At 69.8% G+C, this 12,467-nt stretch carries 11 protein-coding genes, 2 tRNA genes and 1 pseudogene; 8 read left to right on the plus strand and 6 right to left on the minus strand.

What is annotated here, in order from left to right:
* Window positions 1-3: 3 nt before the first annotated feature.
* The 3 genes from ABZS40_RS23920 to ABZS40_RS23930 form a co-directional block, all read right to left on the minus strand.
* The gene (locus ABZS40_RS23920; protein WP_354945618.1) at window positions 4-1,104 is read right to left on the minus strand and encodes an HEXXH motif-containing putative peptide modification protein; all 1,101 of its coding nucleotides are present in this window, start codon (window positions 1,102-1,104) and stop codon (window positions 4-6) included.
* 86 nt (window positions 1,105-1,190) lie between these two features.
* Window positions 1,191-1,385, minus strand: coding sequence for a hypothetical protein (locus tag ABZS40_RS23925; protein ID WP_146765853.1), 195 nt, complete (start codon window positions 1,383-1,385; stop codon window positions 1,191-1,193).
* Window positions 1,386-1,531: 146 nt separating this feature from the next.
* Window positions 1,532-3,679, minus strand: coding sequence for a M14 family zinc carboxypeptidase (locus tag ABZS40_RS23930; RefSeq protein WP_354945621.1), 2,148 nt, complete (start codon window positions 3,677-3,679; stop codon window positions 1,532-1,534).
* Window positions 3,680-3,866: 187 nt separating this feature from the next.
* On the opposite strand from ABZS40_RS23930, the gene ABZS40_RS23935 reads away from it, so the two are divergent.
* Both ABZS40_RS23935 and ABZS40_RS23940 read left to right on the plus strand, forming a co-directional pair.
* Window positions 3,867-4,376, plus strand: coding sequence for a SigE family RNA polymerase sigma factor (locus tag ABZS40_RS23935; RefSeq protein ID WP_354945623.1), 510 nt, complete (start codon window positions 3,867-3,869; stop codon window positions 4,374-4,376).
* On the plus strand, window positions 4,373-5,197 hold the full coding sequence (locus ABZS40_RS23940; protein WP_354945625.1) for a hypothetical protein: 825 nt from the start codon (window positions 4,373-4,375) through the stop codon (window positions 5,195-5,197). The genes ABZS40_RS23935 and ABZS40_RS23940 overlap by 4 nt, the downstream gene beginning before the upstream one ends.
* Before the next feature lie 136 nt (window positions 5,198-5,333).
* Here the strand turns inward: ABZS40_RS23940 and ABZS40_RS23945 are convergent.
* Window positions 5,334-5,741: pseudogene (locus ABZS40_RS23945) on the minus strand (putative immunity protein); the annotation flags it as partial.
* Between the two features lie 38 nt (window positions 5,742-5,779).
* A tRNA-Gly gene (locus ABZS40_RS23950) sits at window positions 5,780-5,853 on the minus strand.
* A 205-nt stretch (window positions 5,854-6,058) separates the two neighbouring features.
* Here ABZS40_RS23950 and ABZS40_RS23955 point away from each other — a divergent pair.
* The 6 genes from ABZS40_RS23955 (at window position 6,059) to ABZS40_RS23980 (ending at window position 11,615) form a co-directional block, all read left to right on the plus strand.
* A tRNA-Pro gene (locus ABZS40_RS23955) sits at window positions 6,059-6,132 on the plus strand.
* A 138-nt stretch (window positions 6,133-6,270) separates the two neighbouring features.
* Window positions 6,271-7,617, plus strand: a complete 1,347-nt coding sequence (tig, locus tag ABZS40_RS23960) for a trigger factor (protein WP_354945627.1) — start codon at window positions 6,271-6,273, stop codon at window positions 7,615-7,617.
* A gap of 247 nt (window positions 7,618-7,864) precedes the next feature.
* Window positions 7,865-8,506: an ATP-dependent Clp protease proteolytic subunit gene (locus tag ABZS40_RS23965; protein WP_007464111.1), complete on the plus strand. Its 642-nt coding sequence runs from the start codon at window positions 7,865-7,867 to the stop codon at window positions 8,504-8,506.
* Between the two features lie 10 nt (window positions 8,507-8,516).
* Window positions 8,517-9,179 (plus strand): ATP-dependent Clp protease proteolytic subunit, encoded by a 663-nt coding sequence (locus ABZS40_RS23970; protein ID WP_030333536.1) that lies wholly within the window; start codon window positions 8,517-8,519, stop codon window positions 9,177-9,179.
* A 209-nt stretch (window positions 9,180-9,388) separates the two neighbouring features.
* Entirely contained in the window at window positions 9,389-10,684 is a 1,296-nt protein-coding gene (clpX, locus tag ABZS40_RS23975) for an ATP-dependent Clp protease ATP-binding subunit ClpX (protein ID WP_112676080.1), read from the plus strand.
* 133 nt (window positions 10,685-10,817) lie between these two features.
* Window positions 10,818-11,615: a carbon-nitrogen hydrolase family protein gene (locus ABZS40_RS23980; protein ID WP_354945629.1), complete on the plus strand. Its 798-nt coding sequence runs from the start codon at window positions 10,818-10,820 to the stop codon at window positions 11,613-11,615.
* Between the two features lie 3 nt (window positions 11,616-11,618).
* Here the strand turns inward: ABZS40_RS23980 and ABZS40_RS23985 are convergent, their stop codons facing one another.
* Entirely contained in the window at window positions 11,619-11,843 is a 225-nt protein-coding gene (locus ABZS40_RS23985; protein ID WP_112584164.1) for a hypothetical protein, read from the minus strand.
* Window positions 11,844-12,467: the final 624 nt, after the last annotated feature.

Below are 12,467 nucleotides of genomic sequence, written 5' to 3' on the forward strand. Positions count from 1 at the left end.
GGTTCATCCGGTGGTGATCGTCGGTCGACGGGCGCGCTCGGCCTCCGCCACCTCCCGTCGCCCGGCGGCGTCGGCGGACGCCGGAACCGGCACGGCGGCCAGCTGGCCGATCCGTTCGGCCAGATGATCTGCCCAGAGCCGCCCGGCCGAGGTGAGACTTCCGGCCCGGGCGAGCTCGACGAGGGCACGCTCCAGCTGCGCCCGTACCACCGCGAACCGCGCGGTGGCCTGGGCCGTCAGTTCCGGATGGGCGCGCAGCGCGGCCCACACCTCGGCGACGGCCGTGAACGCGTAAGTGCCGTGCAGCAGTCCGCCGATCGGACGCGGGTCAGGACGCCAGGGCGCGAAATACCGCACCGGGTCGGTTGGTTCGTGCAGCTGGACCAGGCCGAGGACGGCGTTGAGCTTGCTGTGTTGCAGCTCGTGCACCATCGTCACGGCCAGGTCCACCGGGTCGAGGTCGGCGTCGGCGGCCAACGCTCCGAAGGCGTCGGCGTGCGTGACGCTGTGCCCACGCTCGGTGCCGCCGGCCAACGGTACGAACGTGCTGATCCCGGCGGCCACCTCGGCGGCGTGCGTCGGGGCGTACCCGACGAGCAGCTGCCAGGCGTGCCCGACGGACCGTTCCAGCGCCGCGGCCCGCGGCGTGGAGAGCCGGGCGGCGACCGGGAGCCCGAAGCAGTCGCGGTAGGGGTCCAGGTCGTCGACGCGGAGGTCGAGGGTGACCGACTGGTCGGTGAAGCGCCACCAGCGCGTGGGCGTCCATCGGCGTCCGGTCAGGTCGGCCGGCGTCAACGTTGTGCTGCCGCCGCGTCGGCGCAGCACCCCGAGGCCCGGCACCGGCACCAGGCCCGCACGTGGCGTGACCGGCACCGCCGCATCCGACCGACCGCTGAGGGCGGCCGCCGCGAGCGCCGCGAACGGAAGGTAGTCGGGTCGGCCGGTGGTGCCGTTCCGGATCCGATCGATCGCCCAGACGGCCAGCCACGGATGATCGAGCAGCACCTCCGCGGCGGCCGGGTCGAGGCGGTGGGCGTGGCCGAGCAGGTGCGCCGACGCCGCCAGGGCGTCGTCGGTGTCGGCGAGGCTCTTGAGGACGAGCATCGTTCGGTTGCGTTGCGCGCGCCGCAGGGCGCGGATGGCAGTAGGGCCAGCCCGGCCGTCGGCCAGGCGGGTGAACTCCGACCGGGTCAGCTGGAGTCGGCGCCGGGGTCGAGGAAGCTGTTCCAGCCGGCCAGCGTTGTCTGCCGGGGACTCTTCAGTGTCGCGACCAGTTCCTCGATCCATCGGGCCAGTTCCGGATCCTCGTCGCGTAGCAGGTGGCTCAGGCCCTGCGTCAACACGTCGACCACGACGAGGTGATCAGGTGCGGGTTGCTCAGTCATCGATGTCCCGGGTTGGCGCAGGCGTGCTGACATGAAAACACGTCAACGTCTGTGATCACCATCGGCTTACCGTCCGTCACCGGGGGTCGTGCGTCATGGGCCGTACCGCCGCCGGCCGCGGCCGGCGGCGGTACGGCACCTGCCGGTCAGCCGGCGGCCGCCTCGGCGGCGGCGTAGTCGCGGGCCACCCGGACCATCTCCACCAGCCCGCCGGCGTACTCCTGGGATTCGCCGTGCGCCTCGTCGAACGGCGGCTGGAAGCCGACGCCCTCCCACTGGTTGGTCGCCGGGTTCCACCGGTCGTTGCCGACCTCGAAGTCCCAGGCGAAGATGCCCAGCTCGTAGTAGAGCTGGTCGGCCGAGTTGCCGGCGGCGGAGTAGAGCACGTCGGCGACCGGTCCGGTCTGCGACGGCCAGGTGACGGTGCCGCGCTCCTGGGCGATGGCGCCGACGATCCGCCGGGCGCTGTTGAGGAACAGGGTCGACTCGTCGATCGACGGTCGCGGCAGTGTGACCCTGCCGTCGGCCCGGTACGCCCCCGGCGGCCACATGAAGTACCCGCCGTAGGAGTGCACGTTCATCGCGAACTTGATGTTCGGGTGGTCCTGGGCGAGCGCGATCACGTTGCGGCTCTCCGCCTCGGACAGTTGCGCAGTGCCCGCGAAGGTGCCGGACAGGCAGTTGGCGCTGGCGCCCACGTAGCCGTCGAAGAACGACCCGACGGTGTAGTTGCGGTTGATGTCGACGCCCCACGCGGTGCGGTTCCTCGGATCGCGGGCCGCCCCGGTGCAGTGGTTGACGAGATTCTTGCGCTGCATGGTGAAGTCGTTGAACGAGTAGTTCGCGCCGTCCGGGTTGACCATCGGGATGACGAAGATGTCGACCTGCTCCAGCAGCTCACGGGTGGCCGGGTCGGTCCGGGCGTTGGCCAGCATCCGCTCGGCGAACTCCAGCGTGACCAGCGGCGTCGCCCACTCCCGCGCGTGTTCCTGGGAGTACGCGAGCACCCCGACCCGGGAGCCGTCCCGGTGTACGCCGAGGCGCAGCGCCTGCACCGTCCACGGCCGCGCCGGCACCTCGGTGCCCTGGAGGCCGTCGTCGAGTCGGGTGGGGCCGGCGACGGGCATCGGCAGCCCGGCCGAGCCGTCCTCGACGGTGGCCCGGAACCGGTCCGGCTGACGGGCGTTGATCGCCGCCGCGACCTCGTCGGTGGTGCTCACCGTCTTGCCCGCGGTGTCGGTGGCCAGTGACACGGTGAGGACGCGGTCGCGGTAGCCGACGGTCAGTGGCCGGTTCGCCCGGCCCGGGTCGACAGTCCGCACCTGCACGCCGTTCATGTTCTGGTCGCCGAAGCGGATCGACTCGACCACCAGGGCGGCCACCGCCGGGTTGCCCAGGTAGCCGGCGGCGGTGCGTCGGTAGCCCTGGGTCTTGTTCGGCAGGTCGATCACGTCCACCAGGTCCCGATACTGGCGGGCCAGCCGCTTGATCCGCGCCTGGATGTCCGTCGGCGTCAGGTACGCGTCGATGAAGTCCTTCTGGTAGCCGGCCGGAAGCGGCGGCGGGGAGGCGTTCGGCCAGAGCGTCGGGGTGACCGCCCGGCTGACCCCGCCGAGGGTGGAGGTGGCGCTCAGCTGCACCGGTCGGCTCGGCACCGGCTCAGGGAGCGCGTAGTGGTACTGGTACTCGCCCGAGTCCTCGAACCGGTACAGCGGGAACGAGCCGGTTGCCCCGTCCGCCGTCCGCCAACTGACGGTGATCTCCACGTCCGGGTCGTCGGTGGCGGTGGTGGCGACTTGGGCCTGAAGGAAGGTCTGTCCGGTCGCGGTCCACCAGTACGCCTGCTGCACCTGGAGGGTGTCCACGGCAGCGGCGGTGGTGGACCGCTGGCCAGCGGCCGGCGCGCGCAGCCCCGCGGCGGTGCGGGCCTGAGCCGCGCGGACGCTGTCGGCGTAGTGCCGGTTGCCGTCCCCGGCGCGCTGCACGATCTGCACGGCCGTCGCGCCCTGCGCGGTCAGCTCGGCGAGCTGCGTGCCGTTGAGGATGAGGTCGGCGATGATCCGGTTGTCCCGCGCCCGGGGCCGGTTGGCCAGGTCCGCGCCGGTGGCGACGAGCCTGTCCAGTTGGGCCTGGTCGCGGAGCTGGACTCGGACCACTGCGGTTTCGGTGGCGCTCAGAGCGATCGGGGCGGCCGGGCCGGCGGGTGCGGCCGCTCCGGAGGCGGGATGGGACAACACTGCGCTGAACAGGATCACTGTGGTGGCGGCAGCTGTCCACCGTCGTCGGACGATCATGTGCCCTCCTGTGACGGACGTCGATGTGCTTGGTCCTTACACCAGTGCACAGATCGACACCTGTCAAGGTGGGCGGGCGTCCTCCGCGCCTTGGCGGCGTTGATCCCCTGACACGTTCGCGAGTTTTGGAGCAACCCCCGGGGCCGGACCCCGCGTGACTATCTCGAAACGGGGATCGGAGGCCTGAATGAGCGATCGCGACGAGGCGTTCGCCGAGTACTTCGCGGCACGGTCCGGTGCCATGCGTGGCACCGCGTACCTGCTGTGCGGCGACTGGCACCGTGCCGAAGACCTGGTCCAGACCGCGTTCGTCAAGCTCTACGGGGTCTGGAACCGGATCTCCCGGCACGAGGTGCTCGACAGCTACGTGCGCCAGATCCTGATTCGGACCTTCCTCGACGAGCGCCGCCGCGGCTGGTGGCGGCGTGAGCGGGTGGGTGGCGAGGACGCCGAGCAGGTGGCCCCGCCCGACTCGCCGGAGAGCCGACTGGTGCTGCTCCAGGCGCTGGCCCGGGTGGCACCGCGTCAGCGGGCCGTGCTGGTTCTGCGGTACTGGGAGGACCTGTCGATCGAGGACGTCGCGGCGTTGCTGGAGTGTTCTCCAGGGACGGTGAAGAGCCAGGCGGCACGCGGGCTCGACACCTTGCGCGGCCTCCTGACACCCACCTACAGCGGGATCGAGATGGGGGAGCGATGAACGAGCAGGAGTTGCGCGAGGGGCTGCGCGGCGAGATGGCGGAAACAACCCCGCCACCACCATTGAGTACGACAGCCGCGCTCGGCGCGGCGCGGCGGAACCACTTCCGCCGACGCGCGCTGTGGGCGTCCCTCGGATCGGCGGCTGTCGTGCTGGCGGTCACCGGCTTCGCGGCCGTCGCCACCCCGGAGGGTGACGTCTACCAACCGGCGGGCCACGGGCCTCTGGCCTCTCCGGACACCAAGGAGCCGTGGCCGACCGGTCCGGACGGGCAACCGCAGGAGGACCGGACCGCGCGGGCCGGTGCCAAGTACGAGCAGGGCATCCACCTGCTCAGGGAGGTCGTCTCGGTGGTACCCGCCGGCTTCACCGCGCCGGAGGACCCGCCGGGCCAGTCCGATCCGACGCTGCGGACCCAGCAGGCGCAGTTCGAGGCCGAGGTGGACGGCGTCGACGTCTGGAGCTACCTGACCTCGGTCGCGGTGGCGAAGGGCAAGGGCACCGGGCGAGTGATCGTCGAGGTGCACGACGCCCCCAACCCGCTGCCGACCGAGCCGTGCGACCTGGCCCAGAAGTTCTGGGGCATGCGGGGCGAGTGCCGGGTCGAGACCGTCGGAGCCGCGCGGGTCGGCGTGGTGGTCCGAGCGGGCAGCGACGATCGGCTCGACCAGTGGTCGGCGTACCGGCACCCGGACGGCGTGGTGGTCTTCGTGGCGCAGGGCGTGCGGCTCGACGAGAGCCGGCCGGCGTTGACGAACCTGCCGTTCTCCGTGCCGCAGTTGGCGGCTCTCGCGGTCGACGAACGGTTCCACCTGCAGTGACACGGCGACTCGGCCTCGCCGAGTGGGTCCAGGTGCCGCCACCGTGCGGTCCACCTGGGCCCTGCCGTGTGTCAAAGCCCGCCGCGAACCTCTGTTGCCCCGGCTCCTGGGCGGTGGGGTGGCCTGCCAATCCGGCTCAGCAGTCGAAGACCGACCAGCAGATGTCGTTGCGCAGCCGCTGGTCGTCGAGCACCAGCTCGCGGATCGCCTCCGGAAGTTGCGCACGCTGCCACCGACACTCGAGACGCCCCGCCGCCTCGCTCTCGCCGTCCGGGGCTGCGGCGCGTACGGCCTTGATCGCGTAGGCGGCCGCACCCAGTTCGTGCGCGGCGACGTGTGCGACGGCTCCCGCCTGGCCGGCGGCGTACGCGGCATGTCGTGCCGCCCCGCGCAGGTCTCGTGCCGCGCCCATGGCATGACCTCCCGCCGCGCGGGCCTGCGTCATCGTGACCTCGCCACGGACCCAGGCGCGGGTGTGCTCGATCGCCTGCCGTGGTCGTGGGTCGTCGGGTCGCACCGACTCGAACAGGTGCAGGACGTCCTGATACGCCAAAGCGCCCTCCGACCAGGGCTGGAGGGCGTTGGAGCGGGCGACGAGAATCGAACTCGCGTAGTCAGTTTGGAAGACTGAAGCTCTACCATTGAGCTACGCCCGCGTGCGTCCCGCCGAAACAGGATGCGCCGCTAGCGTACCCAATGCCGATGCCCGACGCGTAACCGCGCCACCGCCCCGCGGCGCCGCCCTACGGACCTTGGCGGCACGCGGGTGGAGCGGAATGGTAATTTTCGGGTGATGTGTCCGGGTGGGGGATGCCCCGGCACCGACTGAGCCGTGGCGACGGCATAGACTGCACGTCGCCACGGGGTGTGGCGCAGCTTGGTAGCGCACTCGCTTTGGGAGCGAGGGGCCGTGGGTTCAAATCCCGCCACCCCGACTGTCGTCCGCGGCCGGGCCGCCCCGGGTGCCGCCCAGTGCGGTCCCCGGGCGATGCCGGAGCGTCAGGCCGGCTCGCCTACACTCGATGGGCTGAATCACGCCCAGACTCAACTGAGATCCGTCAAGGAGTACGCCTGTGAAGAGCACCGTCGAGACTCTGAGCCCGACGCGCGTGCGGCTCGCCATCGAGGTGCCGTTCGTCGAGCTCGAGCCGAGCCTCAAGAAGGCGTACCGGGAGATCGGTTCGCAGGTCCAGGTTCCGGGCTTCCGCCGGGGCAAGGTGCCGACCGCGGTGATCGACCAGCGGGTGGGCCGGGGCACCGTCCTCAACGAGGCGGTCCAGGAGGCCATCCCGGAGAACATCCTCGCCGCGGTGCGCGAGCACGACCTGAAGACGCTGGGGCGCCCGGAGGTCGAGATCACCGAGTTCAACGACGGTGACTCGCTGAACTTCACGGCCGAGGTCGACGTCCGCCCGGAGATCACCATCCCGGACGCGAGCACCATCGAGGTGACCGTCGACGAGCTGCAGATCGACGAGAGCGAGATCGACGAGCAGGTGAAGAACCTGCGGGAGCGTTTCGCGACCCTCAAGACCGTGGAGCGGGCCGCCGCCGAGGGCGACTACGTCCAGATCGACCTCAACGCCACCGTCGACGGCGAGGACGTGCCGGGCGGCCAGGCGAGCAACATCTCCCACGAGGTGGGCAGCAAGCAGCTCCTGCCGGGCCTGGACGAGGCAGTGGTCGGCCTCGCCGCCGGTGACGACACCACCTTCACCACCCAGCTGGTCGGCGGCGACTTCGCCGGTCGGGACGCCGACGTGGCGGTGACCGTGCGCACGGTCAAGGAGAAGGAGCTGCCGGAGCTCAACGACGAGTTCGCCCAGATGGCGAGCGAGTTCGACACCATCGAGGAGCTGCGCGGCGACCTGCGGGCCCGGGTCACCCAGGGCAAGCAGGTCGAGCAGATCTACGCCGCTCGGGACAAGGCCCTGGCCCAGCTCGTCGAGGCCGCCGACATCCCGGCCCCGGAGGGAGTCGTCCGCGAGGAGGTCGAGAGCCGCAAGCAGGCGATGGTCGACCAGCTGGAGCGGATCGGCGCCTCGATGGAGGAGTACCTCGCGGCCGAGGACAAGACCGAGGAGCAGATCGACGCCGAGCTGACCGAGGCGGCGACCGAGGGCGTCAAGGTCCAGCTCCTGCTGGACACGCTGGCCGACGCGGAGGACGTGCAGGTCTCCGACGACGAGTTCGGGCACGAGATCGTGCACCGGGCGCAGCGTGCCGGGATGGCCCCGCAGCAGTACTACGACCAGCTGGTGCGCTCCGGCGCGGCCGCCGCGGTCTTCGGCGACGTGCGGCGCGGCAAGGCGCTCGCGGCCGTCATGGAGAAGATCACGATCAAGGACTCGGCCGGCAACGGGATCACCCTCGACGCGCTGCGCGCCGCCAACGAGGCGGAGCACAACCACGACCACTGATCGTCGGGTGCGGCCGCCGTCCGCCGCTGAGCGGCGCACGGCGGCCGTTTCCCTTCCGGGTACTCCCGGGCAGCAAGCACTGTCGGGTAATCCCGGGCAGCAAGCACTGCCGGGTACGCCCGGAAGCCCGCGCCGCGGGTACGCCCGACACAGCTGCGCTGAGAGCGAACACTGCCCCGACCGGGACTCTGCCGCCCCGCACAGCGGTTAGTGTCGGGAAAGACGGTACGGAGAGCGAAGGGCTGCCATGACCGACATGCACATCCCCAAGAAGTCGCTCCGGGCGATTGACGCGCGCGGTGGCGACTCCATTGGCAACCTCGACGACTCGGTCTACAACCGGTTGCTCAAGGAGCGCATCATCTTCCTGGGCAGTGAGGTGACCGACCAGGTCGCCAACCGCATCTGCGCGCAGCTGCTGCTGCTCGCCGCGGAGGACCCGGACCGCGACATCAACCTGTGGATCAACTCGCCGGGTGGCTCGGTCTACTCCGGCATGGCGATCTACGACACCATGCAGTTCATCGACAACGACGTGTCGACCGTGGCGATGGGCATGGCTGCCTCGATGGGTCAGCTGCTGCTCTGCGCGGGCACCAAGGGCAAGCGGTACGCCCTGCCCCACGCACGGATCATGATGCACCAGCCGTCCGGTGGTCTGGGCGGCACGGCGTCCGACATCGCCATCCAGGCGGAGCAGATGCTCTACACGAAGCGGATGTTCCAGGAGCGGGTCGCGCACCACACCGGCCAGAGCCAGTCGCAGATCGAGGCCGACTCGGACCGGGACCGTTGGTTCACCGCCCAGGAGGCCATGGACTACGGCTTCATCGACAAGGTGATCATCGGGGCCGCACAGGTTCCGGATGGCGCCGGGACCCTGAGCTGAGGAGCTGACGATGACCGATCTGAGCCTGCCACCCCAGTTCGCGGCCGTGCACAACCGCTACGTGCTGCCGTCGTTCGTCGAGCGCACGTCGTACGGGGTCAAGGAGTCGAACCCGTACAACAAGCTCTTCGAGGACCGGATCATCTTCCTCGGCGTCCAGGTGGACGACGCGTCGGCCAACGACGTGATGGCCCAGCTGCTGACGCTCGAGGGCACCGATCCGGACCGCGACATCATCATGTACATCAACTCGCCGGGTGGGTCGTTCACCGCCATGACGGCGATCTACGACACCATGCAGTACGTCCGTCCGGACATCTCGACGGTCTGCCTCGGGCAGGCGGCGAGCGCGGCGGCGGTGCTGCTCTCGGCGGGCACTCCGGGTAAGCGGATGGCCCTGCCGAACTCGCGGATCATCATCCACCAGCCGGCCACCGAGGGCGGCTACGGGCAGGGCTCGGACATCGAGATCCAGGCCCGGGAGATCCTGCGGATGCGTACGCAGCTGGAGGACATGCTGTCCCGCCACTGCAACCGCCCGATCGAGCAGGTTCGCAAGGACATCGACCGTGACAAGATCATGACGGCCGAGGAGTCCAAGGAGTACGGGCTGGTCGACACGATCCTGACCAGTCGCAAGAAGGGTCTGCTGGCGGCCAACGCCGCCCGCTGAGCTGTATCGGGTCAGAGGTTGGCCGGGGCTCCGTTCCCGGCCGACCTCTGACACACCCGTTTTGGGGGTCGGAGAATGCCCCGCCAGCGGGTAACGTCGGGTCCGTACCGCTTCGCCGGCTGAGCCGGCGGCGCGAACTAAGCCGGGCGGCGCGCAACGTCCGCAGGTCAGGGCCGGGTCTCCGGCCGATGAGTGCAGGGAGAACGTAGGTGGCACGGATCGGTGACGGCGGCGACCTACTGAAATGCTCCTTCTGCGGCAAGTCGCAGAAGCAGGTCAAGAAGCTCATCGCGGGCCCAGGGGTCTACATCTGCGACGAGTGCATCGATCTCTGCAACGAGATCATCGAAGAGGAGCTGGCCGAGTCCGGCGAGGTGAAGTGGGAAGAGCTTCCCAAGCCGATGGAGATCTGCCAGTTCCTCGACACCTACGTCGTGGGTCAGGATCAGGCAAAGAAGGCGCTCGCCGTAGCGGTCTACAACCACTACAAGCGGATCCAGGCCGAGGCGGCCGGCGCGCCGGGCTCCGGCAGTGACGCCGTCGAGCTGGCCAAGTCCAACATCCTGCTGCTCGGCCCGACCGGGTGCGGCAAGACCCACCTGGCGCAGACCCTCGCCCGGATGTTGAACGTCCCGTTCGCCATCGCCGACGCCACGGCGCTGACCGAGGCGGGCTACGTCGGCGAGGACGTGGAGAACATCCTCCTCAAGCTGATCCAGGCCGCCGACTACGACATCAAGCGCGCCGAGACCGGCATCATCTACATCGACGAGGTCGACAAGATCGCCCGCAAGTCGGAGAACCCGTCGATCACCCGGGACGTTTCCGGTGAGGGTGTGCAGCAGGCCCTGCTCAAGATGCTCGAGGGCACGGTGGCCAACGTGCCGCCGCAGGGTGGCCGTAAGCACCCACACCAGGAGTTCATCCAGATCGACACCACGAACGTGCTGTTCATCTGTGGTGGCGCGTTCGCTGGCCTCGACCAGATCATCGAGTCCCGCACCGGGCAGGGCGGCACCGGCTTCGGCGCCCGGCTCCGGTCGGTCTCCGATCGGTCGACCGACGACATCTTCAGCCAGGTCATGCCGGAAGACATGCTCAAGTTCGGGCTGATCCCCGAGTTCGTCGGCCGGCTGCCGGTGATCACCAACGTTCGCAGCCTGGACCGTAGCGCCCTCGTTCGAATTCTCACCGAGCCGCGCAACGCCCTGGTCCGGCAGTACCAGCGCCTGTTCGAGCTGGACGGTGTCGAGCTCGAGTTCGACGAGCCGGCGTTGGAAGCCATCGCCGATCAGGCGATGCTGCGGGGCACCGGTGCCCGTGGTCTGCGGGCCATCATCGAGGAGGTCCTGCTCTCCGCGATGTACGAGGTGCCGAGCAACCCCGACGCCGCCCGCGTGCTGATCACCCGCGAGGTTGTCCTGGAGAATGTCAACCCGACGATCGTGCCGCGCGAGTTCACCGGGCGCCGGGCTCGGCGCGACCGCGAAGAGAAGTCCGCCTGATCCTTCCCGCGTCACGCCGGCCGCTCGATCCTGACGCGGCCGGCGTGTTCGTGTTCGGCGGCGCCTGCCCGTGCGACCCGCGCCGGGACTGTGACGCTGTCCGTGAGCGGCCCTCCAGCCGTACCCTCTGCTCATGCGTGTCGCCGTCTGCCAGCTGAACGCCCGGGACGACCGTAAGGCCAATCTGGCGGCCGCGGAGGCCCTACTGGAGCGCGCCGCCGCCGGCGGCGCGGATCTCGCCGTCCTCCCGGAGTACGTCGACTACCTGGGCCCTGCCGCTGGGCTGCCCGAACCGGAGCCGGTCGACGGGGAGGTGGGCAGCTTCTTCGCCGGGGTCGCCCGGCGGCTCGGGATCTGGTTGGTGGCCGGCTCGTTCCACGAGGCCGGCCCGGACCCGGACCACACCTGGAACACGTCGCTGGTCTTCGACCGTTCGGGCAGTCTGGCCGCGAGCTATCGCAAGATCCACCTGTACGACGTGGAGATCCCCGGTCGAGTCTCCTACCGGGAGTCGGCGAGCGTCGCGCCCGGGGTCCAACCGGTGGTGGTCGACGTCGAGGGGCTGCGGGTCGGCCTGTCGATCTGCTACGACCTGCGCTTCCCGGAGCTGTACCGGCTGCTCGCCTCCGACGGCGGCGCGCAGCTGCTGGTGGTTCCGGCCGCGTTCATGATGCACACCGGCCGGGACCACTGGGAGGTCCTGCTGCGGGCCAGGGCCATCGAGAACCAGTGTTACGTGGCGGCGGCCGGTCAGACCGGCGACCACGAGCCGGGTCGTACCTGCTTCGGGCGCAGCATGGTGGTCGACCCGTGGGGGACGGTCATCGGCCAGGTGCCGGACGGTTTGGGGGTCTCCGTCGTCGACCTGGACCTGGACCGGCTCGACACGATCCGCGCCGAGCTGCCCAGCCTGGCCAACCGCCGGCTCTGACCCTCAGCCCTCGAGCAGGACGCCGATCACCGCGAACCCGGCGATGGCCGCTGCGGTGACCAGCAGCGCCGTGGTCATCCGGGACCTGCCCCGTCGGGCCAGTCGTCCCACCGAGAGCACAAGCACGACAAGCACGACCGCACCGATCACCACCTGCCAGAACGGCCCGATGAGGCCGAGCAGCGCCTCCTCGGCGAACACCCTGGCACCGTGCCCGGACTCATCCATGACTGACACTCTGGCACGTCGAAGCGGCCCGCGTCCTCGGCTGAGCCGGGGAGGCAGGGTGCTCGCGTCCTCGACGGCGGCGGGGACCGTTGGGCGCACTTCGTCCGAACCAGTGATGAACCCTGATTTGCCTTCTCCGGACCGTCCGCGTAACTTTCTCTCTGCACGGGGGAGGCCGGACAAACCGGCCGAGAACGGGCGCCAGGCTCGTGGCGGGAACGCCGAGCGAGACTGAGGATCGGGCGGTGCGGAACACTCCGGAAACGGGGTTGCGAACGCGAAGCCGACCGGGTAGAGTTTCGAAGCCGGCAGGAGCCGGGCGGAGAGCCGCGAAGCGGCGATCGGCCGGTCTGCGGCTTCCCACGACAGAAACGAACGTCGGTAACGACGTGCGTCATCGTGGAATCGAACGAGTAACAGTATCCGCAGGTCGGGTGAAGCACGACGAACCGCGAGATATCGGTTTGACACGGCGGAAACGAGCGGGTAACGTAGTAAAAGTGCCTGGCGCTGAAAGCGTCGGGGATGTGGTTCGAAAGCCCCGGTTGGGGTTCCACTGTGGTGGGGCTTCTGGTCGGTGTGTGGTTGTTCTTTGAGAACTCAACAGGGTGCTTGTAAAGCCAG

Origin of the sequence: Micromonospora sp. NPDC005324 (genome assembly GCF_040607155.1) — a bacterium.
Lineage (GTDB): Bacteria > Actinomycetota > Actinomycetes > Mycobacteriales > Micromonosporaceae > Micromonospora > Micromonospora trifolii.

Excerpts from the sequence above, each read along its gene's own strand:
- ABZS40_RS23920 (WP_354945618.1), bottom strand. The coding sequence starts at position 1,104 with ATGCTCGTCCTCAAGAGCCTCGCCGACACCGACGACGCCCTGGCGGCG.
- ABZS40_RS23925 (WP_146765853.1), bottom strand. The coding sequence starts at position 1,385 with ATGACTGAGCAACCCGCACCTGATCACCTCGTCGTGGTCGACGTGTTG.
- ABZS40_RS23930 (WP_354945621.1), bottom strand. The coding sequence starts at position 3,679 with ATGATCGTCCGACGACGGTGGACAGCTGCCGCCACCACAGTGATCCTG.
- ABZS40_RS23935 (WP_354945623.1), top strand. The coding sequence starts at position 3,867 with ATGAGCGATCGCGACGAGGCGTTCGCCGAGTACTTCGCGGCACGGTCC.
- ABZS40_RS23940 (WP_354945625.1), top strand. The coding sequence starts at position 4,373 with ATGAACGAGCAGGAGTTGCGCGAGGGGCTGCGCGGCGAGATGGCGGAA.
- ABZS40_RS23965 (WP_007464111.1), top strand. The coding sequence starts at position 7,865 with ATGACCGACATGCACATCCCCAAGAAGTCGCTCCGGGCGATTGACGCG.
- ABZS40_RS23970 (WP_030333536.1), top strand. The coding sequence starts at position 8,517 with ATGACCGATCTGAGCCTGCCACCCCAGTTCGCGGCCGTGCACAACCGC.
- ABZS40_RS23980 (WP_354945629.1), top strand. The coding sequence starts at position 10,818 with ATGCGTGTCGCCGTCTGCCAGCTGAACGCCCGGGACGACCGTAAGGCC.
- ABZS40_RS23985 (WP_112584164.1), bottom strand. The coding sequence starts at position 11,843 with ATGGATGAGTCCGGGCACGGTGCCAGGGTGTTCGCCGAGGAGGCGCTG.